This is a genomic window from Streptomyces macrolidinus, assembly GCF_023887685.1.
Taxonomy (GTDB): Bacteria; Actinomycetota; Actinomycetes; order Streptomycetales; family Streptomycetaceae; genus Streptomyces; species Streptomyces macrolidinus.
In genome coordinates this window covers 23,732-48,526 of the sequence record NZ_JAMWMR010000029.1, presented here as the reverse complement: position 1 = coordinate 48,526, position 24,795 = coordinate 23,732, and the positions used below count along the sequence as shown (strand labels likewise).

21 protein-coding genes and 2 pseudogenes are annotated in these 24,795 nt (G+C 72.0%); 13 read left to right on the top strand and 10 right to left on the bottom strand.

The genetic code is table 11. From position 1 onward, the window contains the following. Positions 1 to 6 precede the first annotated feature (6 nt). Genes NGF19_RS25470 through NGF19_RS25450 form a run of 5 tightly spaced genes read left to right on the top strand, consistent with a single transcriptional unit; the run spans position 7 to position 9,549 of the window. Positions 7 to 6,204: a type I polyketide synthase gene (locus NGF19_RS25470; RefSeq protein ID WP_252427733.1), complete on the top strand. Its 6,198-nt coding sequence runs from the start codon at positions 7 to 9 to the stop codon at positions 6,202 to 6,204. Positions 6,205 to 6,229: 25 nt separating this feature from the next. Then, positions 6,230 to 7,087, top strand: coding sequence for a 3-hydroxyacyl-CoA dehydrogenase family protein (locus NGF19_RS25465; RefSeq protein ID WP_252427732.1), 858 nt, complete (start codon positions 6,230 to 6,232; stop codon positions 7,085 to 7,087). Next, positions 7,087 to 7,377, top strand: coding sequence for an acyl carrier protein (locus tag NGF19_RS25460; RefSeq protein WP_252427730.1), 291 nt, complete (start codon positions 7,087 to 7,089; stop codon positions 7,375 to 7,377). Before NGF19_RS25465 ends, NGF19_RS25460 begins: the two co-directional genes overlap by 1 nt. Position 7,378: 1 nt before the next feature. Next, positions 7,379 to 8,479 (top strand): acyl-CoA dehydrogenase family protein, encoded by a 1,101-nt coding sequence (locus NGF19_RS25455; RefSeq protein ID WP_252427739.1) that lies wholly within the window; start codon positions 7,379 to 7,381, stop codon positions 8,477 to 8,479. Further along, complete coding sequence (locus NGF19_RS25450) at positions 8,476 to 9,549, top strand: HAD-IIIC family phosphatase (RefSeq protein WP_252427729.1); 1,074 nt, start codon at positions 8,476 to 8,478, stop codon at positions 9,547 to 9,549. Before NGF19_RS25455 ends, NGF19_RS25450 begins: the two co-directional genes overlap by 4 nt. Positions 9,550 to 9,614: 65 nt before the next feature. Here NGF19_RS25450 and NGF19_RS25445 read toward each other — a convergent pair whose 3' ends face one another. After that, entirely contained in the window at positions 9,615 to 9,776 is a 162-nt protein-coding gene (locus NGF19_RS25445) for a hypothetical protein (RefSeq protein ID WP_252427727.1), read from the bottom strand. A 318-nt stretch (positions 9,777 to 10,094) separates the two neighbouring features. Between NGF19_RS25445 and NGF19_RS25440 the strand changes: the two genes are divergently transcribed. The 3 genes from NGF19_RS25440 (at position 10,095) to NGF19_RS25430 (ending at position 13,020) form a co-directional block, all read left to right on the top strand. After that, positions 10,095 to 10,523: a hypothetical protein gene (locus NGF19_RS25440; RefSeq protein WP_252427726.1), complete on the top strand. Its 429-nt coding sequence runs from the start codon at positions 10,095 to 10,097 to the stop codon at positions 10,521 to 10,523. Positions 10,524 to 10,645: 122 nt separating this feature from the next. Next, complete coding sequence (locus NGF19_RS25435; protein WP_252427724.1) at positions 10,646 to 11,770, top strand: PLP-dependent cysteine synthase family protein; 1,125 nt, start codon at positions 10,646 to 10,648, stop codon at positions 11,768 to 11,770. Then, on the top strand, positions 11,767 to 13,020 hold the full coding sequence (locus NGF19_RS25430) for an MFS transporter (protein ID WP_252427723.1): 1,254 nt from the start codon (positions 11,767 to 11,769) through the stop codon (positions 13,018 to 13,020). Before NGF19_RS25435 ends, NGF19_RS25430 begins: the two co-directional genes overlap by 4 nt. 43 nt (positions 13,021 to 13,063) lie before the next feature. On the opposite strand, the gene NGF19_RS25425 is transcribed toward NGF19_RS25430, so the two are convergent. The 3 genes and pseudogenes from NGF19_RS25425 to NGF19_RS25415 form a co-directional block, all read right to left on the bottom strand. Further along, a complete protein-coding gene (locus NGF19_RS25425) occupies positions 13,064 to 13,228 on the bottom strand; it encodes a hypothetical protein (RefSeq protein ID WP_252427721.1) in 165 nt (54 codons plus the stop codon). Positions 13,229 to 13,398: 170 nt separating this feature from the next. After that, positions 13,399 to 13,461: pseudogene (locus NGF19_RS25420) on the bottom strand (hypothetical protein); the annotation flags it as partial. 171 nt (positions 13,462 to 13,632) lie between these two features. Further along, positions 13,633 to 14,799: an MFS transporter gene (locus tag NGF19_RS25415; protein ID WP_252427720.1), complete on the bottom strand. Its 1,167-nt coding sequence runs from the start codon at positions 14,797 to 14,799 to the stop codon at positions 13,633 to 13,635. A 100-nt stretch (positions 14,800 to 14,899) separates the two neighbouring features. On the opposite strand from NGF19_RS25415, the gene NGF19_RS25410 reads away from it, so the two are divergent. Then, the gene (locus NGF19_RS25410) at positions 14,900 to 15,832 is read left to right on the top strand and encodes a LysR family transcriptional regulator (RefSeq protein ID WP_252427719.1); all 933 of its coding nucleotides are present in this window, start codon (positions 14,900 to 14,902) and stop codon (positions 15,830 to 15,832) included. 64 nt (positions 15,833 to 15,896) lie between these two features. On the opposite strand, the gene NGF19_RS25405 is transcribed toward NGF19_RS25410, so the two are convergent. Next, positions 15,897 to 16,370 carry an Lrp/AsnC family transcriptional regulator gene (locus tag NGF19_RS25405; RefSeq protein WP_252427718.1) on the bottom strand — a complete coding sequence of 158 codons (474 nt, stop codon included), beginning with the start codon at positions 16,368 to 16,370 and terminating at the stop codon, positions 15,897 to 15,899. Between the two features lie 138 nt (positions 16,371 to 16,508). Between NGF19_RS25405 and NGF19_RS25400 the strand changes: the two genes are divergently transcribed. Beyond that, complete coding sequence (locus NGF19_RS25400) at positions 16,509 to 17,450, top strand: EamA family transporter (protein WP_252427717.1); 942 nt, start codon at positions 16,509 to 16,511, stop codon at positions 17,448 to 17,450. Further along, complete coding sequence (locus tag NGF19_RS25395) at positions 17,447 to 18,181, top strand: maleylpyruvate isomerase family mycothiol-dependent enzyme (RefSeq protein ID WP_252427716.1); 735 nt, start codon at positions 17,447 to 17,449, stop codon at positions 18,179 to 18,181. Before NGF19_RS25400 ends, NGF19_RS25395 begins: the two co-directional genes overlap by 4 nt. Positions 18,182 to 18,535: 354 nt before the next feature. Here the strand turns inward: NGF19_RS25395 and NGF19_RS25390 are convergent, their stop codons facing one another. From NGF19_RS25390 to NGF19_RS25370, 5 genes and pseudogenes are all read right to left on the bottom strand, one after another. After that, a complete protein-coding gene (locus NGF19_RS25390; RefSeq protein WP_252427715.1) occupies positions 18,536 to 19,006 on the bottom strand; it encodes a hypothetical protein in 471 nt (156 codons plus the stop codon). A 799-nt stretch (positions 19,007 to 19,805) separates the two neighbouring features. Beyond that, positions 19,806 to 20,063: a hypothetical protein gene (locus tag NGF19_RS25385; RefSeq protein WP_252427713.1), complete on the bottom strand. Its 258-nt coding sequence runs from the start codon at positions 20,061 to 20,063 to the stop codon at positions 19,806 to 19,808. A gap of 65 nt (positions 20,064 to 20,128) precedes the next feature. Further along, positions 20,129 to 20,374 (bottom strand): hypothetical protein, encoded by a 246-nt coding sequence (locus tag NGF19_RS25380; RefSeq protein ID WP_252427712.1) that lies wholly within the window; start codon positions 20,372 to 20,374, stop codon positions 20,129 to 20,131. Between the two features lie 310 nt (positions 20,375 to 20,684). Beyond that, positions 20,685 to 21,321, bottom strand: a pseudogene (locus NGF19_RS25375) (ABC transporter ATP-binding protein). A 317-nt stretch (positions 21,322 to 21,638) separates the two neighbouring features. Continuing rightward, positions 21,639 to 22,544 carry a CPBP family intramembrane glutamic endopeptidase gene (locus NGF19_RS25370; protein WP_252427711.1) on the bottom strand — a complete coding sequence of 302 codons (906 nt, stop codon included), beginning with the start codon at positions 22,542 to 22,544 and terminating at the stop codon, positions 21,639 to 21,641. 219 nt (positions 22,545 to 22,763) lie between these two features. On the opposite strand from NGF19_RS25370, the gene NGF19_RS25365 reads away from it, so the two are divergent. Further along, positions 22,764 to 24,026 carry a sensor histidine kinase gene (locus tag NGF19_RS25365; protein WP_252427709.1) on the top strand — a complete coding sequence of 421 codons (1,263 nt, stop codon included), beginning with the start codon at positions 22,764 to 22,766 and terminating at the stop codon, positions 24,024 to 24,026. Then, complete coding sequence (locus tag NGF19_RS25360) at positions 24,023 to 24,721, top strand: response regulator transcription factor (protein ID WP_252427708.1); 699 nt, start codon at positions 24,023 to 24,025, stop codon at positions 24,719 to 24,721. Before NGF19_RS25365 ends, NGF19_RS25360 begins: the two co-directional genes overlap by 4 nt. Positions 24,722 to 24,795: the final 74 nt, after the last annotated feature.

The window sequence follows — 24,795 nt, the reverse complement described above, 5'->3', positions numbered from 1 at the left end:
ACGAGCATGCCCGCGGACCAAGTGGTCGAGGCGCTGCGCACCTCCTTGCTCGACAACCAGCGACTGCGCGCCGAGAACCGCAGGCTCACCGGACGGATGCGGGAACCCGTGGCCGTCGTGGCCATGGCCTGCCGCTACCCCGGCGGAGTGCGCTCTCCCGAAGAGCTGTGGGAGCTGCTGGTCAAGGAGCGGGACGCGGTCGGTGCCTTCCCCACCGACCGCGGCTGGGACGGCGAGGGCCTCTACCACGAGGACCCCGACGCACCCGGCTCCACCTACACCACGCAGGGCGGATTCCTCGACGGCGCCTGCGAGTTCGACGCCGCCTTCTTCGGGATCTCCCCCCGCGAGGCCCTGGCGATGGACCCCCAGCAGCGGCTGATCCTGGAGACCTCGTGGGAGGCCGTCGAACGCGCGGGCATCGACCCGCTGTCGCTGCGCGGCAGCCGCACCGGGGTCTACACCGGCGTCCTCAACACCGACTACGGCTCCCGGCTCGGCCAAGTGCCCCGGGAACTCGAAGGGTTCCTGGGCACAGGCAGCATCCCCAGCGTGGTCTCCGGCCGGGTCGCCTACCTCCTGGGCCTGGAAGGACCCGCCGTCACCCTGGACACCGCCTGCTCCTCCTCGCTGGTCGCCATCCACCTGGCATGCCAGGCGCTGCGCGCCGAGGACGCCGATCTGGCGCTGGCCGGCGGGGTCACCGTCATGTCCACCCCGGGCCTGTTCGTGGGCTTCAGCCGTCAGCGCGGACTGGCAGCCGACGGGCGGTGCAAGTCCTTCTCCGCCGACGCCGACGGCACCGGATTCGGTGAGGGCGTGGGAGTGGTCGTGCTGGAGCGGCTCTCCGACGCCCGCCGCAACGGCCACCCGGTGCTGGCCGTGATCCGCGGCTCCGCCGTCAACCAGGACGGCGCCAGCAACGGCATGACCGCACCCAACGGACCGGCCCAACAGCGGCTGATCGCCCAGGCGTTGGACAACGCAGGCCTGACCGCCGCCGAGATCGACGCGCTGGAGGCCCATGGCACCGGCACCGTGCTGGGCGACCCCATCGAGGCCCAGGCGGTACTGGAGGTCTACGGCCGTCACCGGCCCGCGGACCGGCCGCTGTTGATGGGCTCGCTCAAGTCCAACCTCACCCACACCCAGGCAGCCGCGGGAGTCGGCGGCGTCATCAAGACCGTACTGGCCATGCGGCACGGGCTGTTGCCCCGCTCGCTCCACCTCGACCGGCCCAGCACCCAGGTCGACTGGACCGAGGGCGCGGTCCGCCTCCTCACCGCGGCGACCCCCTGGCCGCACACCGGCGAGCCGCGGCGGGCCGCGGTGTCCTCCTTCGGCGCCAGCGGCACCAACGCCCACCTCGTCCTGGAAGCGGCCCCGGCACATCCGCAGGCGGACACTCCTGACGAGGTCCCGGCCGGACCCGTCGCCTGGATCCTCTCGGCCAAGGGCGCCGCCGCCCTGCGCGGCCAAGCAGCCGCACTCCACGCCCGGTTGACAGCCGACCCGGCGATCCGCCCTGTGGACATCAGCCGCTCGCTGGCCCTGGGCAGGTCCCGCTTCGCCGACCGCGCCGTCCTGGTCGGCGAGAACCCCACCGAGCTGCTCGACGCCCTCGCCGCCCTCGCCCGCGGCGAGACGGCCGCCGACACCGCCGTGGGCACCGCCCCGCGCGGTGGGCGCAAGGCCGTGTTCGTCTTCCCCGGCCTGGGCGCCCAGTGGCCCGGCATGGCCGCCCGACTGCTGGATGACTGCGAGCCGTTCGCCCGGCGGATGGCCGACTGCGAACGCGCCCTGGCCGCGCACCTGGACTGGTCGCCGACCGCCGTCCTGCGCGGCGCACCCGGCGCACCCTCCCTGGAGTCCGTCGAGGTGCTCCAGCCGGTCCTGTTCGCCGTCCTCGTGTCGCTGGCCGCCGTATGGCGCTCCTACGGAGTGGAGCCCGCCGCGGTGGTCGGGCACAGCCAGGGCGAGGTGGCCGCCGCCTGTGTGTCGGGAGCGCTGTCCCTCGAAGACGCGGCCCGGGTCGCGGCGGTGCGCGGGCGCGCGCTGGGCGCCGTCGGCGGCGAGGGCGCCATGGCCACCCTGATGCTCTCGCCGCAGGAGGTCAACGACCGATTGGCCGGGCGCGAGGGCGAGTTGTCCATCGCCGCGGTCAACGGGCCGCGCGTGGTGGCGGTCGCGGGCGAGGCCAAGGCGGTCAGCGCCCTCCTCGACGACCTCCGCGAAGAGGGCGTGATGGCCTGGCCGATGCCGGTGGACTACGCCTCGCACTCGGCCGGTGTCGACGCGGTACGCGACGACCTGATCGCGGGCCTCGCCGGGATCACCCCGCATACCCCCGACGTCCCCTGGCTGTCGACCGTGGACGTCGACTGGGTCGGCCCCCACACCCTGACCCCCGAGTACTGGTACCGCAACCTACGCCAGGGAGTCCGGTTCGCCGACGCCGTACGGCAGTTGCTGGACGCGGGCCACCGGTCCTTCATCGAGGTCAGCCCGCACCCCACCCTGGCCTACGGGATCCAGGACACCGCAGCGGACGCCGACGCCGACGACGTCGACGTACTCGGGACACTGCGCCGCGACGAGGGAGACCTGCGCCGACTGCTGCTGTCCCTGGGCGAGGCCCATGTGGCGGGTCTGCCCGTCGACTGGGCGCGGGTCACCGAGCACTCCGGGGGCCGCCGGGTCCCCCTGCCGACGTATGCCTTCCAGCGGCAGCGGTACTGGCTCGACGCCCGCCCGCCCGGCGGCGATCCCGCCTCGGCCGGACAGCGCGACGGCGGGCACCCCCTGCTCGGCGCCGCGGTCGACCTGCCCGACGCGGGCGGCGTGGTGTTCACCGGGCGGCTGTCGGTCGCCGACCACCCCTGGCTGGCCGACCACGCCGTGGGCGGCACCGTCCTGCTCCCCGGCGTCGCCTACCTGGAGATGGCCGCCCACGCGGGCCACCGACTCGGCAGCGACATGATCGAGGAGCTGACCCTCGCCGCGCCCCTGACCCTGCCCGCCGAGCCCCGTGACGCGATGCAGCTCCGGCTCACCGTGGGACCGGCCGACGAAGACGGCCGACGCACCGTGGAGTTCCACTCCCGCCCCCAGGACGCCGAACCCGGCGAACCTTGGACCCGGAACGCCGACGGCCTGCTCGCGGCGGCCACGGAGCCGCCCGCGCCCGACCCGGCCCCCTGGCCACCGGCCGACGCGCGGGAGTTGGACCTCGACCGGCTCTACGACACCCTGGAGGACGGCGGCGTCTTCTACGGCCCCGCCTTCCGCGGGCTGCGCCGCGCCTGGAGCCGCGACGCCGAGGTGTTCGCCGAAGTGACCCTGCCCGACGGCGTGTCCGACGGGCATCCGGACGCCTTCGCGGTGCACCCCGCACTGCTGGACGCGGCCGTGCAGACCGTCAGTCTGCAACGGGCGGGCCTGGAGCGAAGCGGGCCCACGGACGGCGTACCGCTGCCGTTCTCCTGGCACCGGGTGACCATCGGCGGCGGAGCCGAACGCGCCCTGCGGGTCACCCTGCGGCCCGACGGACCCGACGCCCTCTCCCTGCGGATCAGCGACCCCGAGGGCCGCCAGGTCGCCGCCGTCGGATCGCTGGCCCTGCGCACCGCCTCCTTCGCGGCGCTGCGCACCCCCACCCGCTCGCTGTACCGGGTGGAGTGGACCCCGGCGCCACAGCCCAACACCCCACTCCCCGACAGTCGTTGGGCGCTGCTCGGCGCCCCCGATGCCCGACTGCTGCCGGAGGACATCGGCACCGTACCCGAGGACGCCCCCGCCGACGCCGTCCTGCTGCCCTGCCCGCCACGGGGAGCGGACGGACCGGAGACCGTGCACCGCACCACTGCCGAGGTGCTCGACGCCCTGCACACATGGCTGGCCGAACCGGGCCGGGACACCACACCGTTGGTGGTCCTGACCCGCGGAGCGGCCGACACGGGCGGCGAGCCGGTGGACCCGGCCGGTGCCGCCGTATGGGGCCTGCTGCGCTCCGCCCAACTCGAACACCCCGGCCGCTTCCTGCTGCTGGACACCGACGACGCACAGGCCACCGCCCGGCTCCTGCCCGCCGTACTCGCCTCCGGCGAACCGCAGTCGGCGATACGCGACGGAGCGCTGTACGCACCCCGGCTGGCCCGCGCCCACGCGATCACGCCGGAGACAGGCCCCTTCGACCCGGACGGCGCGGTCCTGCTGACCGGCGGCGGAGGCACCCTCGCCGGAATCCTCGCCCGCCACCTCGTCACCCGGCACGGCGTACGACACCTGGTACTGCTCGGGCGGCGCGGAACCGACGGACCGGGGATGCCCGAACTGGTCACGGAACTCACCACGGCGGGCGCCCAAGTCACCGTGCACGCCTGCGATGTGGCCGACCGGCAGGCACTCGCGGCGGTGCTCGCCACCGTCCCCGAACGGCACCCGCTGCGCGCCGTCGTGCATACCGCGGGCGTCCTCGACGACGGCCTGCTGGAAGCGCTGACACCGCAGCGGCTGAGCGGCGTACTGCGCCCCAAGGTGGACGGCGCCTGGCATCTGCACGAGCTGACCCGGGACAGCGAACTGTCCGCCTTCGTCACCTTCTCCTCCGCCGCCGGTGTGTTCGGCAGCCCCGGCCAGTCCGCCTACGCGGCGGCCAACGCCTGCACCGACGCCCTGATGACCGCTCGCCACCGGGCGGGGCTGCCCGCCACCTCCCTGGCCTGGGGCCTGTGGGAGCAGCGCAGCGAACTGACCGCGGAACTCTCCGACACCGACCTGCGGCGCATGGCCCGCAGCGGAGTGCGCGGACTGACCGCCGACGAGGGCACCGCACTGTTCGACGCGGCACTGGCCACCGGGGAGGCGGCGCTGGTGCCCGTCCACCTCGACCTCGCCGCCTACCGCGACCAGCCGGTGCCCCACCTGCTGCGCTCCCTGGTGCGGCCCACCGCCCGCACCCGGCCGACGACCACCGAAGGCACACTACGGGCACACCTGGCCGGGGCCGACGCCGCCGAGCGGGTCCGGCTGCTGCTCGACCTGGTCCGCACCCAGGCCGCCGAGGTGCTCGGCCACACCGAGACCGACGCGATCGGCGCCGAAGACCCCTTCCTCTCGGTCGGCTTCGACTCACTGACCGCCGTCGAACTGCGCAACCGGCTCGCCGACCGCACCGGACTGCGCCTGCGGCCCACCGTGGTCCTGGACAGCGGCACCCCGGGCCGTCTCGCCGAACTCCTCGGCGGACAACTGGAGTCGGCCCCGGCCGACGACGCGTCCCCGACGCGGCACGCACCCGAGCCCGCGCCGCCCGCCGAGGACCCGGTCAGCACCCTGTTCCGGCAGGCCTTCGAGGCGGGCAGGATCGACGAGGGCCTGGCCCTGCTGAAGAACGCCGCCGCACTCCGCCCCGAGTTCCACACCGGCGCCGAACTCCTGGCCGCCGGCACCGGACCGCGACTGCTGCGCCTGTGCGAACAGGACGGCAACGTACCGGAGTTGGTGTGCTTCGGCTCCATCGTCGCCTTGGGCGGGGCCGTGCAGTACGCCCGCTTCGCCGCACGGTTCCGAGGCCGCTACGGGGTCAGCGCCCTGGCCGCCCCCGGCTTCGCCGAAGGGGAACCGGTACCCGCCGACCTGTCCGCGCTCTTCGACTTCCAGGCCGAGACCCTGCTGCGCGACCTGGGCGACCGTCCGCTGGTGCTCATGGGCTCCTCCTCGGGCGGAACCGTGGCCCACGGTGTGGCGGCCACCCTGGAGCGACGAGGCGTACGACCGGCTGCCGTGGTGCTGCTCGACACCTACCTCTCGGACAACAAGGGCATGACCCAGTTCAACGACACCCTCGTCGGCGGGATGTTCGCCCGCGAGAACAGGGGCGCACCCATGGACGGCACCCGACTGACCGCGATGGGCCGCTACTTCCGGCTCCTGGACGACTGGCAGCCACCGGCCGTCCAGGCCCCCGTCCTGCTCGTCCGCGCCTCCACCCCCCTCGGTGAACCCGCCCCCGACGCCCCGGACTGGCGCGCCACCTGGCCCACCGCACAGCAGGTGGTGGACGTGCCCGGAGACCACTTCTCCCTCATGGAGCAACACGTGGCCACCACCGGGCAAGCGGTCTCCCGCTGGCTGGAGACCGTCCTCGGCCCCCCTCCCGCCGCAGACCCCAACTCCCCTTCCACAGAGACCAGTAATGAATGAGAGTCACATACATGAGGAGCGCCGCATGACCACAGGTGCGCACCGGCTTGCCGTGCTGGGAGCCGGAGTGATGGGCGTGGGGATCACCGCCTTGGCCCTCGCGCAGGGCCTGCCCGTTCTGCTGATCGACATCGACGGCGCCCAACTCGACCGGGCCCGCCGCAGGATCGACGACGAGCTGCGAATGGCCCAACTGATGGGCAGGATCCCGGCCGAGCGGATCCTCGGCGAGCTGGCGACGGCGACCTCGCCCGAGGGCGTGGCCGAGGCCACCGCCGTGATCGAGGCCATCACGGAGAACACCGAGCTGAAGGCCAAGGCCCTGGCCGACGTCTCGGCACGGGTGGCCCCCGGCACCCCGCTGATCACCAACACCTCGTCCATCCCCGTCGACGAACTGGCCGAGTTCGTCGACCGACCGGCGGAGCTGGTCGGCACCCACTTCATGAACCCCCCGTATCTGATCCGCACGGTCGAGGTCATCCGGGGCACCGGAACCGGCGAGGAGACCATGACCCGGATCGGCTCCCTGCTCACCGTGCTCGACCGGCAGCCCGTGGTGGTCCGCGACGCCCCCGGCTTCGTCACCAGCCGGGTACTGCACCCGATGATCAACGACGCGGTCCGGGTGGTGCAGGAAGGCACCGCCGGTGTGGAGGCGGTCGACGCCCTCATGGAGGGCTGCCTGGGACACCCCACGGGCCCGCTGCGCACCGCCGACCTGATCGGCATCGACAACCTGGCGGACTCGCTCCAGGTGCTCTACGAGCGCACCGGGGACGAGGGCTGCCGCCCCTGCGAGCTGCTGCTGGAGAAGGTCCGGCGCGGCGAACTCGGCCGCAAGACCGGCCGGGGCTTCTACGACTACCAGGAGGAGAACTGATGGACGCCACCCACCGCACCGCGGCCCCGGACGCCGACGCCGTGGCGAAGGAGGTGCTGCGCTTCCTGGAGACGAAGACCAAGCGTTCCTGGGAACCGGAGCAGGACCTGTTCGCCTCCGGCGGCCTGTCCTCCCTGTTCGCCATGGAGCTGGTCGTGCACCTGGAGAAGTCCTTCGGCGTGGCCATCCGCGGCGCCGACCTCAGGCTCGACAACTTCCGTACCGTGCAGGCGATGACGGCCCTGGTGCTCCGCCTCACGGACGCGGCCACCGGGAGCGGCGGTGAGTGACATGACCGAGCACGCGTGGGACACCGTCACCGGGCTCATCGACGGCCAGGCCGACGACTGGGACCGGGCGGGCCTGCTGCCGGTGGACCTGCTGCGCAAGCTGGGCGCCGACGGCAGGCTGTGCGCCCAAGTGCCCGCCGAGTACGGCGGCCGGGGACTGAGCAGCCTGGAGAACGGCGAGTTCACGGCCCGGGTCGGCAGCCTGTGCAGCTCTGTGCGGAGCGTGATGACCTCCCAGGGCATGGCCGCCTGGACCATCGAACGGCTGGGCACCGCCGAGCAGCGCGCGGCCTGGCTGCCCCGGCTCACCGGCGGCGAGCTGGCGGCTGCCGGTTTCAGCGAACCGGGCGCGGGCAGCGATCTGTCCGCGATCGCCACCAGCATCCGCCGCGACGGCGACTCGGTCGTCATCGACGGGCGCAAGGTCTGGGTGACCGCCGCCCACTACGCCGACCTGCTGGTGGTGTTCGGCCGGTACGAGGACGGGGCCGCAGCCGTGGTGGTCCCCAGCGACGCCCCCGGGGTGCGCGTCGAGCGGGTCGCCGATCCGCTGGGCTGCCGCGCCGCGGGGCACGCGGGCATCACCCTGGACTCCGTACGGCTGCCGGCCGACGCCGTCCTCGGCGGTGTCGGCCTGTCGCTGCCACTGCTGGTGACCACGGCCCTGGCCTACGGACGGATCTCGGTGGCCTGGGGATGCGTGGGCATCCTGCGCGGCTGCCGGACCGCCGCCGCTCAACACGCCTCCACACGCGAGCAGTTCGGCAAGCCGCTGGCGGAACACCAGTTGGTCGCCCGCCACCTCGCCGAGCTGCTGGTGGCCGAGCAGCTCGCCACCCGGGTGTCCGAACACGCCAGCCGATGCTGGGACAGCGGCTCGCCCGAGCAGGTCATGGCGACCGTCCTGGCCAAGCATGTCAGCGCCGACCAGGCGACACGCGGTGCCGAAACGGCGCTCCAGGTGCTCGCCTCGGCCGGGGCCCGGGACGGACACCTGGTGGCACGCGCCTACCGGGACGCCAAGCTGATGAAGATCATCGAAGGCAGCCATGAGATGTGCCAGTTGATGCTGGCCGAGCACGCGGTGAACGGATCGATATGACAGTGACCGTCAAGTGCCTGGTCTGGGACCTGGACAACACCCTGTGGCAGGGCACCCTGCTGGAGGACCCCGAAGTCCGGATCGGCGACGAGGTGCGCCGGGTGGTGACCGAGCTGGACGCGCGGGGCATCCTGCAAGCCGTCTCCAGCAAGAACGACCACGACCTGGCCTGGGCCCGGCTCGAAGAACTCGGCATCGCCGACTACTTCATCCTCCCGCACATCAACTGGGGCCCGAAATCGGACGCGGTGCGCGCCATCGCCGAGCGGTTGAACTTCGCCCGGTCCGCCATCGCCTTCATCGACGACCAGCCCGCCGAACGTGCCGAGGTCGCCCATCATCTGCCGGAGGTCCGCTGCTACCCGGCCGAGGACGTGTCCGGCATGCTCTCCCGGCCGGAATTCACCCCGCCCGTACGGACCGTGGACTCCCGCCGCCGCCGCGAGATGTACCAGGCGAGCTTCCGGCGCGAAGCCGAGCGCGCCCGGTCGGACGGCCCGGACGAGGAGTTCCTGCGCACACTGGAACTGGAGATGGGCATCGGCCGCGCCACCGAGGAGGAACTCGCCCGCGTCGAGGAACTGACCCTGCGCACCAGCCAGATGAACGCCACCGGGGTGCCCTACTCCGACGCCGAACTGCGCGATCTGCTCGACGACCCGCGGCACGAGGTCCTGGTCGTCACCATGGCCGACCGGTTCGGCCCGCACGGCGCGGTGGGCGTCCTGCTGCTGGAGCGCCACCCTGACCTCTGGCACCTCAAGCTGCTGGCAACCTCCTGCCGGGTGGTGTCCTACGGTGCCGGTGCGACCCTCCTCAACTGGCTGGTGGACGAGGCCCATCGGGCAGGAGTCCACCTGGTCGCGGACTTCAGGCCCACTGACCGCAACCGCATGATGGAGGTCGCCTACCGCTTCGCGGGCTTCGACGACCAGTCCTGCGACTGCCGGGCGACCATCCCGGCGGCGGACATGGAGGGCCTGCAGCGCCTCCATCTGGAGCCCACGGCAAGGGAGTTGCCCACCATCCTGCGCCTGACCGCCCCCGACCTCGCCAAGGCGGCCCTCTGATCGGGCCGAGAGCCGTCGACAGGACACACCGGCCGGCACCCCACAGGGTGCCGGCCGGTGGGGGCTCACCGCGGTGGGGCGTACGGGAACGCGGCGAGGCCGTGGTCCGCCTCGCTCGACACAACCAGCCGGTCGCCCTGCACGACGACCTCCGTCAAGTCGGCGAATCGGGACAGTGCGCCGGGGAGCGAGGCGTCGACGGACAGGCGTTCGCACGGGCGCGTCACCCTCCAGTGGGAAGGCGAGCGGACCCGTGTCGTAGTCGGACGCCACGGCGCGGGCCGCGCCCTTGGCGGTCCCCGGCAGAAGGATGACCGAACTGCTGTCCCGGCGCAGTGCGAGCTGCCACTTCAGCCGAACCGGTCGTGCGCTCGGCAGATGAGCGATCGGCGAGCGCCGCGCCCACGGCATGACCGTACGCGATTCCGTTGGGCGGCCCGGGGGCTTGTGCGCTCACGCCCGGCAGGGATGGCGGGGGCAGTGGGGTCAGCGAGCCGGTGGCGCTCAGGAGTGACGTTCCGCGACTGATCGAATACCCTACGTGCGTGATCGGTGTGCGGTTGCAGACATGGCCCCCCGGGCGGGCGGGCCGCATCGGCCTGCTCCTGGGGCTCGTCATGCTGGTCACCGCTCATCTGGCGGGCTCGATCCATGCCGCCTCCTTCGGTGGGCCCCACTCGGCCAGCGCGGACGTCGACCGCTCTCGGCCCGCGACAGCCGACGCCGATCACGGGTTCAATCCGGCTCCCGGGCACGACCACAAGGCCGACGGCCACATCGATCACGCCGTGGACCGGCCCCGGGACACTGTCGACGGCGCGGTCAGCGAACCGGGACACGACACACCGGACACGGCACCACCGACCACGGCACGGGCTGAGGCGGCACACGCCGCCTGGACCCTTCCGCCCCGTCTCTTCCCGGTACCGGACGGCCGCGCCACCCTCGCGCTCCACTGTGTCCTGCGTCAGTAGGCACCGCCCGCACGCCCCGACCTCGCACGGACTTCGTGGTCGAGGCGTGCCCGCACGTCCTGCTGAATCAGCCACGACCGCACCCGCCTGAACGGGGCGCGGTGCCAAGGAGCCGTACGCACATGCATCTCCCCCTGCTCGAACCCCTCGGGGCGCACGCCCCGCTGCCTGTGATCGCCCGCCGCCCCGCCCAACTCGTGGGCAACACCCCCGTCCTGTGGATCGACGAACCCTTCGCCCCACCCGGCCGCGGCTTCTACGCCAAGCTGGAAGGCGCCAACCTCGGTGGCATCAAGGACCGTCCCGGCCTGCACATGGTCTGCGCAGCGCGCAGGCGCGGTGACCTCGCGCCGGGTGCGCCGATCGTCGAGTCCTCCAGCGGCACACTCGGTCTGGGCCTGGCCCTGGCCGCGCTGACCTACGGCCATCCGGTCACCGTCGTCACCGACCCCGGCATGGAACCCTCCGTGGTCCGCCTCCTCGCCGCCCTGGGCGCACGCGTCGACCAGGTCACCGCCCCGCATCCGGAGGGCGGCTGGCAGGAGGCCCGCCGCGAGCGCGTGGCCGAATGGCTGACGCGCACCCCGGGCGCGTACTGCACGGACCAGTACCGCAACCCCGACAACGTGGCCGCCTACCGCCCACTGGCCGCCGAACTCCTCGCTCAACTCGGTCGCATCGATGTCCTGGTGGCGGCCGTGGGCACGGGCGGCCACTCGGCCGGTGTCACGGCCGCGCTGCGCGCGTCCCTTCCCGAGCTGAGGCTGATCGGGGTGGACTCGGTCGGCTCGACGATCTTCGGGCAGCCCGCCGCTCCCCGGCTCATGCGTGGCCTCGGCTCCAGCATCCACCCGGAGAACGTCGACTACGGCGCCTTCGCCGAGGTCCACTGGGTGGCCCCGGCCGAGGCGGTGTGGGCCTGCCGCAGGCTCGCCCGGCGCCACTACGCCTCCGGCGGCTGGAGCGTGGGCGCGGTCGCGCTCGTCGCGGGATGGGTCGCACGTACGTTCCCGGTCGGTACCCGGATCGTCGCCGTCTTCCCCGACGGCCCGCACCGCTACCTGGAGACCGTCTACAACGACGCCTGGTGCCGCGAGCACCGACTCCTCGGCCGGCAACCGTCCGAGGAACCCGACGAGATCGCCGAGCCGGGCACGAGTGTGGTCACCCGTTGGACCCGATGCGGCCAGGTCCGCGACCCGTTGGGTCGCGATCTGGCGAAGGTGACGAAGGCGGGCCCGCGATGAGGGGACTGCGGGCCCAGGTGGCCTCGTTCGACCGGCCGGCACGTCTGTTGATGGCCAATCAGTTCGCCATCAACCTCGGCTTCTACATGCTCATGCCTTACCTGGCCGACCATCTCGCCCACGGGCTCGGGCTCGCCGCCTGGGCGGTCGGCCTGGTCCTCGGCGTCCGGAACTTCTCTCAGCAGGGCATGTTCCTGATCGGCGGCACCCTCGCCGACCGCTACGGCTACAAGCCCATGATCCTGACCGGGTGCGTGCTGCGCACGGCCGCCTTCGGGCTGCTGGCGGTGGCCGGTTCCCTACCCGCCCTCATCGGCGCCTCGGCACTGACAGGTCTGGCCGGGGCGCTGTTCAACCCCGCCGTGCGTGCCTATCTCGCCGCGGACGCGGGCGAAGAGCGGCGGGTGGCAGCCTTCGCCGCCTTCAACGTCTTCTACCAGGCGGGCATCCTCGTCGGCCCGCTCGCCGGACTCGCCCTGCTGGCCTGGGACTTCGCCGCCGTGTGCACGGTCGCTGCCACCGTCTTCGGCGTCCTGGCCATGCTCCAGGCCCGCGCCCTGCCCGCCCGCGCCCCGGCCGACCGGGGCGCGGAGCCGGCCTGGCGTGCGGTGGCCGCCGACTGGCGCACCGTCGTCGCCAACCGGCCCTTCCTGCTCTTCACCGCCGCGATGACCGGCTCGTACGTTCTGGCCTTCCAGGTCTATCTCGCGCTGCCGCTGAGAGCCCGCGCTCTCTTCGGCGACCGGACCGGGATGGTCACCGGCGCGGTCTTCGCCGTCTCCGCGCTGGCCGCGCTGTCCGGTCAACTGAGACTGACCACGTGGGCGCAACGGACCCTGGCCGGACCGCAGGCCATCGCCTACGGCCTCATGGTGATGGGGGCCGCGTTCGCCCCGCTGCTGCCCGGCCCGTACCCGGGAACCCTGGGCCGCACCGCGAGCGTCCTCGCACTCGTCCTGTGCGCCGCCCTGCTGGCCTGGGGCGGCGCGCTGCTCTATCCCTTCGAGATGGACACCGTCGTACGGCTCTCCGGTGACCGGCTCGTGGCGACGTATTACGGCGCCTACAACACCGTCTCCGGCATCGCCGTCTTCCTGGGCAACCTGGCCGTCGGAGCGCTGTTCGACACCGGGGTGCGCTGGTTGCCCTGGGCGGTGCTGGCCGCCACGGGTCTGGGGTGCGCGTGGCTGGTGACGCGACTGCACCGGGCCGGGCATCTGGCGGCGGGACCGGCTCCCGTACCGGGGTGAGTCCACGTACCGGGGCCGGGCCGCCGCGCCCGGCCCCGGGCACTCATCCGTCGGCGGGAGCCCGGTCGGCCCGCTCGGTGGCGTCGAGCTGTGCTTCGAGGCCGTCGAGGAGGTGGTCGAGGCCGTCGGTGAAGCTGCCGTCCCAGTCGTTGTCGTAGAGGTAGCCGTTGGCCGCCAGAGTCGGGTAGCGGTCGCGCTGTGCGGCCAACCTGCTCCTGGCCCACGCGGCGTTCCTCGTCGGTGATGTACACGGCGGACTCGGCGGACGCCGACCCCATGACGTGGTTGTACAGGGCCCACGTCGCCGCCGAGAGTCTTCCCGGTGAATCCGGCGCGCACGAGCGTCGCTTGCACGAGCTCCATCCCGGCGAGGAAGTTCGGGCCGATGGCCGGGCGGCGGCGTGCCGGGACGGCGGCGGCCCAGGGGTGTCTCAGCAACACCGCTCGCCAGGCGGACGCCACTGCGGTGATGTCGTCACGCCAGTGAGACGTGCCCCCGGTCTCGGGTCACGGCCCCACCCTGAGCGGCGAGCGCCCCGAAGAGCGCGAGCGATGACGCGCCGTGGGACGCGGTGGCGGACCTTGCTTCTCCGGTGTCACCGCGGGAACGAGTCACGGCGTACGGTGCCGGGTCGGCCGTACGGTCTGATACGCGCCGAACCCGGCGTGCGCCAGGGCGAGCAGCGTGACGGCCGCCAGCAGGACCGGTGTCGTCGTGACGTGGCCGAGGAGCGTGAGGACGTACGGGGTGAACATGCCGAGGTACGTCACCGTCCAGAACAGGGCCGTCCAGCGGGCGAGTCGGTGAGGCGGGGCGAGGGCCGCCGTCCGGGTGAGGCCGTGGGCGAGGGCCAGTCCGTAGCCCGCGCCGAGAACGATCGCGGCGAGGAGGGCCAGGGGCTCGCTCTCCGTCGCGGCGGCGACGGCGGCGGTCGCCGTGCCGGCCGCCACGACCAGGAGCCCCGAGGTGGGCGTGGACCGGGCGCGTCGTGCGGTGAGCAGCCCGGTACCGGGGACGACGGCCGTCGCGACGCCTGTGAGGATCAGGCCGGTGTGGAGGGTGCTCGGCAACGTGACGAAGCCGATGGTCGTGGCGGCGAAGGCCCAGGGAGCCAGGGGCAGCACGGTACGCCGGAAGCAGTGGCTGTTGTGCGCGTGGGCGGCTCCGGAGCTGTGGGTAGGGGCCGACCCGGCCGTCTCCGGCACGGCCCACGCGAGCAAGCCCGCCGCCGCCCCGAGAACGACGTGCGGAACGTACGCCGTCACCATCGGCCAGGGAGCCCACTGAGCGATGAGCGCCGCCGCGAGGCCGCCCGTCGCGAAGCCCGCGGAGACGAACATGCCGGAGCGGCGCGGCGCGTTCGAGAGTTCCTTGATCCAGGCGCTGCCCGCGGCCAGCAGCGCGCCCGCGCTGACACCGGTCAGGAAGCGCCCGGACAGCAACAGCCAGGTGAGGCCCCACGCGCCGCCGGTCATCAGGAGCAGGGTGGACAGGACATTGAGGGCGAGGGCCGAGAGCGCCACCCGGCGCCGTCCGCTGCGGTCCGCGAGCGGGCCCGCGATCAGCAGCGCCGGGATCAGACCGACGACGTACACCGCGAACAGGCCGGTCGTCGTCGACTCGGTGAGGCCGAGGTGGCCGCGGTAGGCGCCGAGCAGGGCCGAGAACTGGTTGGCGCTCCAGCCGGAGGCCAGCATGATCCAGGCGGCGCGGGCGCCCCGGGCGCCGGTGGCCGCGGGGACGGCGGTGGCAGGTGCGGTGGCGGGTGATGCGGTCATGCGCCCCTTCGTACGTGCCCGACCGTCCGGCCCGCGCCGCACGTTCACGATTCGTGAACGGCCCGCGCCGTCTGCCCGGCCTCCCGTCTACCCTGGTCGTATGGCGCTTGACCTGCGGCTTCTGTCGTCGTTCCTGGCGGTCGTCGAGGAGGGGCACTTCGGACGGGCCGCAGCGCGGCTGTACCTGTCGCCGCCCGCCGTCACCCAGCACGTACGCCGCCTGGAGAGCCAGGTCGGCGCGCGACTCCTCGACCGGTCCGGCTCTCCCGTCGTGCCGACGGCAGCCGGGGTGCGGTTCGCCGGGCACGCGCGCACGCTCCTCGACGCCGCGAACGCCGCGCTCGACGACCTGGCGGACGTCGCGTGGGAGACGTACGGCGGGCGGCCGCTGCGGGTGGGGATCATGGGGCACGGTTCGGCGGAGCTGACGCCCGCGGCCATCAACGCCTACCGGCGAGCCCGGCCCGAAGTACGGGTGGAGATCCGGCAGTTGGACTTCACCGAGCATGTGACCGCGCTGGTGGAGGACCGGGTGGACGTGGCGTTCGTACGGCCGAGCCCGCACGACGAGCGGCTCATAGCGGACGTCCTCACCACCGAGCAGCGGATCGTCGTCGTGCACGAGCGCTCGCCCCTGGCCGACGCCCGGACGTCCGGGGTCGGCGTCGCGGACCTCGCCGACCTGCCGCTGGTCCGTGTCCCGGGGCACACTCCGCACACGTTCACCGAGTATCTGTACTTCGACGACCGCGCCCAGCGCCGCAGCTCCGAATTCGCCGTCACCCCGCAGGAGGTGCTGACCGGAGTCGTCACCGGGCGGGCCGCGGGCTCCGGCCTGCGCTCCTTCGCGCGGTACTACGCGTGGCCGGGCGCCGTCTTCGTACCCGTCCTCGACGCTCCGTGGGAGAGCAGCTATCTCGCGGTGCGGGCCGATGACGACAACCCGGAGGTACGGATCTTCCGGGCGCTCGCGGTGGCTCTGGCGAAGGACCTCGGTCCTGGGATCAACTCCCGCCCGCTGGACTCCGGTTGAGGAGCGCGGTGGTGTTCCGGGGCGCGCGCCCGTATGGCTCCGGCGAGAGGAAGCCCGGCGTACGTCACCGAGGATGCGCGGTGTCCGGACCCAGCGGTCGTTCAAGAACCGTGCGCAGCACGATGGTGGTGCTCGTGCTGTGCACGGGAGGGATCGCGCGGATGCGGTCGAGCGCCTCGGCGAGCGCGTCCGTCCCGGACACGCGCACCTTCAGCCAGTAGCAGTCGTCGCCCGCCACCTCGTGCACCTCCAGTACGCAGGGTTCGAGTGCGAGCCGCTCGTTGATCACCGCCCGCGCGGCCTCACCGGGATCGAAACGCAGCGCGACGAACGCCGCCGTGGTCGCGTCCACGCTCGGGGGATCGAGGTCCGCGCGGTATCCGGTGATCACTCCGTCGCGCTCGAGCCGCTGCAGGCGGTCCCGCGCCGACGGCTCGGACAGCCCGACCGCCCGAGCGAGCGCCCGGACGGTCTGCCGTCCGTCCGCCGTCATCATCCGCAGAATCGTCCGGTCGATGTCGTCCAACTGTCGCCTCATGATGAGAGCTTGCCTTCCACGACCGATGAGCCTAATCTTTCGAAAACCATCCTACTGGTTTACCTCACTAAATGAGTTCAGATGCCAGCAGAGCCTAATTTGACGTCTGTACGCCGCCCCTTGCTCCCCTGGCTGGCGTTGATCACTGTATGGATCGTCTGGGGATCCACGTACCTCGGCATCCAGTTGGCCGTCGACACGATCCCGCCGCTCCTCATGGCCGGCTTCCGGTTCCTGACGGCCGGCACGGTCATGTTCGCGCTCGTCGGACCACGCCATGCGCGCGGCGCCCGGCGCCCGACCGCGCGTCATCTGCGCTCCACGCTCGTCATAGGCGCACTGATGCTGGTCGGCGGCAACGGCTTGCTCAGCGTCGGCGAGACGAGCGTCGACTCCGGTCTGGCCGCCCTCATCGTGGCGACCGTGCCGATCTGGATGATCCTGATCAACGCGGCGGTCACGAGGACTCGCATCACGGTCACGATGATGCTGGCGCTCGTCCTCGGGACCGTCGGGGTCGGTGTGCTCGTGGGCGGTCCCGGCGCCCGCGTCGACATCAGCGGCGCCGTCGTCGTGCTGATCGGATCGCTCTGTTGGGCAGCGGGTTCGGTCTACGCCCGCCGTGCCCCACTGCCCTCGCACCCCCTCGTGGTGGCGTCCTTGGAGATGATCGCCGGCGGGCTGCTGCTGATCACCGCCGCCGCGGTGACGGGCGAGTTCGGCCGCCTCGACCTCGCGGCGATCTCCGCCGGCTCGCTCGCCGGGTTCCTGTGGCTGGTGGTCGCGGGCTCGATGATCGCGTTCACGGCGTACGGCTACGCCAACTCCACGCTGCCCAACGACACGGTGGCCACCTACGCGTACGTCAACCCGGTGGTCGCGGTCGCGCTGGGAGCCCTGCTCGGCCAGGAGGCGCTCGATCCGAACCTGCTGCTCGGCGGTGCCGTCATCGTCAGCGCGGTGGTGCTCATCGTCGGCGGCAAGGCCGTGGCCCAGCGCCTCGGACGCCGGACCCCGTCCTCGAACGACTCGCCCCGACCGGTTACCGAACCCCCGCTTTCGAAAGACACGACCCGATGAACCTCCTGGACACCGCACGCCACATCGAGGCGAACCGAGCGGTGGGCGCGCGCGTATGGCGCATGGCCGAGAACCATCTCGACGACCCCGTCCCCGCCTGCCCGGAGTGGCGGATCCGCGACGTCGTGCACCACCTCGGCAACGTCGCCTTCTTCATCCACGCCTGCGTCGAGCAAGGGGCCGGCGAACCGGAGTTCACCGACGCCGAGATGCTCCCCGACGACCAGTTGATCCCGTGGGCCGCCGAGGAGTGGGACCGGGTGCTGGACCGGCTCGCCGCGGCCGACCCCCTGGCCCCCGCGTGGAACTGGTCCACCCGGCCGCACGTCGTCTCCTTCTGGCCGCGATGCCTCACCCACGAAGCGTTCGTCCACGGCCGGGACGTCGCCGACGCCGTGGGGCAGTCACTGCAGATCCCCGCGGACGTCGCCGCCGACGGCGTGGACGAGATCCTCACCGTCCACCTGGCCGCCGGGGTCCGCGACGGTGGGCGCTTCACCCGTACCGGCCGGATCGAGGTGCACAGCACCGACACGGACGACCGCTGGCTGGTGGAACTCACCACGGCCACCGTGCACACCAGAGCGGCGACACCGGGCGAACCGCACGACGCACAGATCGCGGCCACCGCCGAGGAGCTGTACCTCGACCTGTGGGGCCGCACACGACTGAACCTGGAACCGCACGAGCGGAACTGGGCCGATCAACTCGCCGCAGCACCGACCGACTGACCGCCGAGCCACCGGCGCTCCCGCGCCGACGAAGGCCCGCCCATGCGACCGTGGCGACAGGCCCAGGCGGCGAGTTCGGCCGGAGCGCGGTCCGGTTCAGCCTTGCACCACCACCTCGGGCCGGTTGCCGTCGAAGGGCCGGGCGAGAGAGAAGAGTCGGCGGGCCGGTGAGCCGCCGTCGAACGGGACGCCGGCGGGCATCTCGCCCTCGGCCATGGCGCCCGATCCGTGGCCCCCCGCCGTCGTCTGCGAAGCTGCCGGACCGTCCGGCGTACCAGCAGAGCATGGCGGCATTCGTTGAGGCCGACGCCCCGTTGTGGCACCAACTCACACAGGTTCCCCCTGAGTTGGAGATCAGTCGATGTTGTCGCTCAGGCCCAACACCTTCGCGTTGTCGCCGGGGAAGTCCCTGGGCATACCGGGCACGTACAGGCTCCGCCGGTAGACGCCCGCCAGGAACTCGACGGCACCGACCGGGAACTCCAACCAGTCTCCGTTGTCGGTGCGGACGACCACCGGCCATGCGTCCGGATCCCCGGGACTCGTCCTCCAGTAGAAGGAGTCCCCCGAATAGGACTCCGCCCAGCCGATCAGGCCTCCCGGCCGGGGGAAGGGAACGTAGCCCTCGGTGTCGCCCATCTCGTACAGATCCTGAAGGATCTCGTCCTCCCGGCATCCGGACGCCCACGATGCCTCGGCACCAGGTAGCGGAACGGACACCATCAGGAAGTCATCGATGACCAGCACCGGGTACGCCTCCGCCAGGGAACGGAAGTCGGAGGGCAGCGCCGTCCCGAGGTCGGCCTCAAGGACAGCCCAGTCCACGCTGCGCCCACCAGGCACGCGCCACCGTGTCATCGATGGAAGCGCGGCCTCCAGCTCTTCGACCCTCAACATGTCGTCCGCCGATCCGGGGAGTTGTCGACCACGATGTCCTCCTCTCGGAGGTACTTCGCACACCATGCAGGGGTGATCACTCCGGGGGCTCGGGACGTGGCTGCCTACCGTCCTACGATGAACGGCATGTTATCCGAGGCCTCCTCGTCCTCCGCCTGGCCGGTCCTCCACCGGCGGTACCCAGCAGCAGCGGCGACGGCATCCGCCGCGAGTGCGCCGAGTACGAGGACCGCAAAGCGGTACGGGCCCGGACCTTGTAGCGGACTTCGTTCGCCGCACTACGTCTAGCGATCCGCGCGGATCGGTCCATCACCCGCCAGGAGGGATGATTCCCGTGCAGGGAAGCCAGTGCGTGCGCCGTCTCACGCTGCTGTCCCGCCTCGGCACGTACATACACCGTGTCGAGGGTCGACGGCTCGTCGCCCCGGTGGGCATCGGCCATCCGCCAGGGGATGACCACGGAGCCGAGGCCCGGATCACGGCCGTAGACGGCAGCGAACCCGTTCGGTGCGGAAGTCGTCCAGCCGCAGCAACACGTCGTCGCCCGCCCGTACAGGTGCCTCACGGGCGAAGGAACGGCTCAACGCGATCTCGTGGTGGCCGAGTTCGGCGACGCTGCGCTTCGTCGCGTCGAGGTCGAGGACCTGGTTCAGCGGGCAGTCGGTGACCGCGTCGGCGATTCCCCCGTTCCCTCGCCTTCTGGATCATCGCCCACGACGATCTCGGCCTACGTGCTCAGGGCGCTGACGGCCGTGGCGACGCCCGGCAGTTCTCCCACGCGCCGAGCGGCTGTCCCCGGCGGCCCCTTCCCGGTGGCCTCCACCAGGTAGTCGGCCGTCAGCCGTCCGTGGTCCTGCCGGTCCAGTTCCCGCCACTTCATCTGCGGTACGAGCAGGGCGACCGCGGCGACAGCGACGGTAAGAGCCAGCGGAACGGCCGCGGCGCCCAGCCTGCGGTGACCGGCGGCGAGGTTCGCCCGGACCACGGGACCGAGCACAGGCAACACGGCCAGACATGACACACCCATCACGGACCTGTCAGCTTCCCGGTTCACGGAGCCAGCAGAGCCACGGCGACCATCAGGACCATGACCATGGAGACCGCCGTATCGGCTGCATCGGAGCCCGTGGAGCCGCCGATCGCCATCAACCCCCAGACACCACCGCCCAACGCCGCCAGACCCAACCCCGTACGCACCACGCCCACGCTCCGGCGCGGCACGACCGCCTCTCCCAATGCCCGCACCGCACGCACCCTCAGGACGGCGAGCTGGGCGGTCACCCAGCAGATCGCCACCGCCGACACCATGCTCCGCGGCCCGAAGCCCAGGGGAAGGGGCGTCCGGCACCCAGCCCCGGCCGACGAGCCACGCCCGCAGCACATCGGCCAGCCAGATCCCCACGCCCGCTCCGGGCACCGCGGCGATGACGGTGACCAGGGTCGCTTCGTACGCGATGAGCCGCTCGTATCTGCCGCGGGGTGGCGGCGACGGCGCGCAGAAGGGCGATCTCCCGGATGTGTTGCTGCACGGACAGCGAAAACGTCCCGGCCATCACGAACGTGGCAACGAACAGGCAGATGAAGCCGAAGGGCATGACGAAGGAGGTCATCTCCGCTCGGCCCTGTGCGGCTGTCGCGCTCGCGGTGAGCCGGCGACCGCCTCCGCCGACGGTCGCGGCATGACGTCGCTGAGACGCCCGTCGGCCAGCAGCACCGCGTCCGCGTACGAGGCGGCCACCGGGTCGTGTCACCATCAGCACCGTCTGCCCCTGTCGTCGACCAGTCCCTGTAGCAGTTTCAGGATCCGTTTGCCGGAAGAGGTGTCCAGGACACCCGTGGGCTCATCCGCGAACACCACGTCGGGGCGGGTGATCAGGGCACGCGCTACGGCCACGCGCTGCTGTTGGCCGCTGGACAGCTCACCTGGGCGGTGATGATGGCGCTCTGTCCGCCAAGCGCACCGGCAGCGTGATGTTCTGTTCGGCTGTCAGCGCCGACAGCAGGTTGAAACCCTGGAAGACGAATCCGACGTGCTCGCGCAGCAGCTTCGTCAACGCCGTCTCGCTGAGCCCGTGGAGGTCCCGCCCGCCGATCTCGACCGTGCCCCGATCCGGCCGGTCCAGACCCGAAGCACAGTGCAGAAGCGTGCTCTTGCCCGAACCCGAGGGCCCCCATCACGGCCGTGAAGGAGCCGTACGCCAACTCCGCGCAGCCACCACACTGTTCCGGCCGCCACCGTACATCTTGCTCACCCCGCTCAGCCGCACCGCGTGCGAGGCTCCGCCCGACCCGCGCCTTGGCCCCTTGAACGGCTCGCGTCCCCGTTCCCCTGCCGAATCGATCTGTGGGCCGGCGTACTTGCTCACCATCAGTCCTTCGGACGTCGAAGTTGCTTCCGGAGCGGCCGACCTCAGGCATCAACTCGCCCCGAGCTCCCAGGACTTCACTGAACGGCTACGGCCGCCGATCACGCTACGGCACGCACGCGGACGCGGCCGAAGCGCGGGGCATGCGAGGGGCTGAATCCGCCACGGACACGGTCCGTGGCGCGTGGGCCGATTCAGTAGCGGTCGTCCGTCGTGTCGGCGCCCAGTGCGCGCCTCGCCACGAGCCAGAGGCAAAGGCAGAGGCAGATCATGGCCATCGGCACCGCCAAGAGCGCCATGGGCCAGATGGTGCCGATCCCGCCGTCCTCGTCGCCCAAGTACGTTCCCAGGATGAGGAAGAGCACCATGTTGTTGCCCGCGTGCGCGAGACCGGCCACCCAGATGCTGCCGCTGCACTTGTAGAGCCACAGCAGGAGTATCTCCTGGAGTTGGAAGGAGACCGTCCAAACCAGCAGCCCCAGCGCCAGGTCGGAGAACTCGACGTACCCTGTGAAGGCCAGTGGGTAGTGCCACACCGCCCAGATCAGCCCCGTCGCGATACTGGAGGGCACGAGCGCGCCGCCGAACAGGCGGGGCCGCAGATAGCCGGTCCAGCCGAACTCCTCACCCAGATACACCGGAGTGAGTACCAGCGCGATCAGCATCATCGCGATCAGGGACAACAGTTCGTCGCCGCCGGGCAGGATCCCTCCGGGCCCGGAGAGGTCCGGGTGCCACACACCCAGCGCGGCGGCCAGCGCCAGCGTGCTCCAGGCGAGCAAGGGAGGGCCGACCCACGCGGCCACGTAGCAGCGCCAGGCCGCCCGCAGTCGCAGCCGCAGGCCCGCGTCGGCGAAGCCCTCCTTGGTGACCCAGCGTCGTACGACGAAGGCCGCGATCCCTGGCGCGCAGAACGCCGGGAGCTGCAACAGCGGGTGCAGTCCGGAGAGTCCGAGGACGGCCGAGGCGAACAGCAGCCACAGCCACGTACCACCGAAGGACAGCGCAAGGAAGACGATCGTGCCCTTGCGTCGCGTCGCCCGGTCGTCGGAGGAGGGCGGACTGCCCTGCTGGGCCGGGGGGCGAGTGGTGCTCGTCATGGTGCCGTTCCTCCTGTGCGTGCGGTGCGATGGACCGATCTCCCGACTGCCGTCCGCCGCGGCGGTCCTGGGTGATCGGGAGGCCTGGAACAACCGTGGCGGCCGGGACGCGAGAGCACATCGCTGGTCGGAGCGAGTGAGGAGTAGCTCGTTGCGGTAAGGCGCCGCTCGCTCTTTTGGGGGAGGTACGCGTACGACGCGGTGTCTAGAGTGCCGCCCATGCGCAACGTGATTGCTCCGGCCGTGAGCCGGTCCTCGTGCCGAGGGTGGGCCCTCGCGTGTCTGGGCGCCGTGGCGGGCCTGCCACCGCTCGCCTTCGCGGTGGCCACCACCGCGGCCGTACTCGGCCCCGGGGCACCGGCGTCGAGCGTCGCGGGCCTTCTCCCGCTGGGGTTCATCGTGGCGATCGCCCTCATGGCGCTGCCCCGCTGGGTCAGGCGCGGCAGTGCGGCGTTGGCTCGCGCGCTGCTGGACGCCCGACTCCCCGTACCCGTGGCCCGCCCGCGCACGTCCTGGGGCGACCAGCTGCGTACGGCGGCGTGGTTGCTCGCGCACACCCTCATCGGCGGCGTGCTGATGTGCGGCACCGGGCTCGGCCTGTTCGCGGCGTTCGTGTTCCCCGGGATCTGGCTGTCCGACGGCGGCGAGATCGCCCTCGGCTGGTTCACCGCCGCCGCGCCGCACGGCTGGCGGGGCGCGTGGACACCGGTACTGAGCGCGGGTTGCCTCCTGACGGTCGGCTACCTGACGGCGGGTGCCACCCTCGTACTGCGCCGTCTCGCCGCGTCGCTCCTGGGCCACAGCCCGGCGGAACGGCTCGCCGCCGCGGAGGAACGTACGCGACGGCTGGAGCACCGCAACCGGCTCGCGCAGGACCTGCACGACTCCATCGGGCACACGCTGACGGCCTCCACCATCCAGGCCGCCGCGGGCCTTGAACTGGTCGACCGGGACCCGGAGGCGGCCAAACGCGCGCTCAGCAGTATCGAGGTCCTGTCCCGCTCCGCCATGGACGACCTCGACCATGTCGTCGGCGCCCTGCGCGACGAGCGGACCCTCACCCGGCCGCAACCCACCCTGGCCGCCCTCGACACACTGACCGCGCAGGCCGAGCGCGCGGGCGCGCACCTGACCACTCAGGTGGAGGGCGACCTGACGCGGTTGCCCGCCACCACCTCACGGGAGGCGTACCGGATTCTCCAGGAGGCCCTCACCAACGCGCTGCGGCACGGTGGCAGTTCAGCGGTCCGCCTGAGCGTGACCGCCTCCGCGGGTCGGTTGCGCCTGAAGGTGACCAACCCACTGCCCGGACAGTCCACCACCTCCGCCGCGCGGTCCGGCACGGAACGCACCGGGCACGGGCTGACCGGTATCGGCGAGCGAGTCGAGCTGCTGGGCGGGGAGTTGTCGGCCGGACCGGCACCGGACGGGCAGTGGCTCCTGTCCGTCGTCCTGCCGCTGCCCCCGGCGGGCTCGGCATGACGGCGCCCGACGGCACGGCAGCCGTATCCGTACTTGTCGTGGACGACGAGGAGTTGACGCGCGCCGGACTGCGCACCCTGCTGTCGGCCCGCCCCGGCATCGAGGTGGTGGGGGAGGCGTCCGACGGCGTCGACGTCGTGCCGCTGACCAGGCGGCTGCGACCCGACGTGGTGCTGATGGACGTCCGTATCCCACGCCCGGACGGCATCGAGGCGACCCGGCGGCTGCGCGCCGAGATCCCCGAACCGCCGAAGGTCGTCGTCATCACCACCTTCGAGAACGACGAATACGTGTGGGACGCGCTGCTGGCCGGGGCCGCGGGGTTCATCCGCAAGCGTGCGCCCTCGACGCAGATCGCGGAGACCATCCGTACGGTGGCCACCGGCGATGCGCTCATCTTCCCAGAGACCCTCCGCCGCCTCGCGGCCCGTCGCCCACCCCTCGCCGCCCCTGCGCGCCGGGACCGCACGCCCAAGGGCGCCGCGCTCACCGAACGGGAACAGGACACCCTCCGCCTCATGGCCGAGGGCCTCTCCAACCAACAGGTCTCCCGACGGCTCGCGGTCAGCGTCGAGACCGTCAAGACCCACGTCACCAACATCCTCGCCAAGCTGCATGCGAACAACCGCACCCACGCGGTCGTGGTCGCCTACGAGAACGGCCTCCTGCACGCTGCACCTGGCACGAACAACTGACGGCTCTGAATGGCCATTTCAGAACGAGGTCCGGGACTTCCTCAAGTAGGTGATGCCGCAGGCGAGTTGACGCA